Source organism: Endozoicomonas atrinae (assembly GCF_001647025.1).
Taxonomy (GTDB): Bacteria; Pseudomonadota; Gammaproteobacteria; order Pseudomonadales; family Endozoicomonadaceae; genus Endozoicomonas; species Endozoicomonas atrinae.
Map to the genome: position 1 here is coordinate 1 of NZ_LUKQ02000737.1, position 592 is coordinate 592.

At 53.5% G+C, this 592-nt stretch carries 1 protein-coding gene; it reads left to right on the forward strand.

The window, feature by feature from the left end; all coding sequences use genetic code 11:
- Positions 1–592: hypothetical protein (locus AK963_RS34345; protein WP_202969971.1), on the forward strand; the 592-nt coding region annotated here is incomplete at both ends.

The window sequence follows — 592 nt, forward strand, 5'->3', positions numbered from 1 at the left end:
AAACCTTCAACGGCAGCACCATTACCGCCATTGCACAGGCGAGCAACCTCACTCATGCACCGTATAATGAGAATATCACCTCGCCAGAACTGACCATTGATCTGTTGCCCTTGATGGACAATACCGTCCTGCTCTCCGGCAGCGTGATCTTTGAATGGAACGGTGAAACCTACTTTGACCGGGACGGTGCTCTCTATAAAAACCTGAGCACCGAAACCAATGCCGGGGTTCAGGTCGGCAGGGTTGATTACAGCGGTGGTATGGCGACACTGGCGAGCTATCCCGAAGGAACGGTCAGTACTGCAACCATTCAGGCAGCGGCCACCGTTGGCGTTGGCTTTAAGATTGATGCGGTCGCTTTCCGTACTCCCGGTGCTCCGATCCGTCAGGGCAGCTTGCAGCTAACGGCGGTGCGGGTGGATAACGGGGATATTATTACGGCAACGGCTGACTTTAACGGTGAGATCAATACCGCAGAAGTGGTCGGAAAAATCGACGTAACCACAGGCTGGTGTGAGCTTCAGTTTACCGATGGCAGCTCTCCTGAAGAGAAGCCAATCTACGTTATCCCGCAGAGTGTCCGTTATAACTG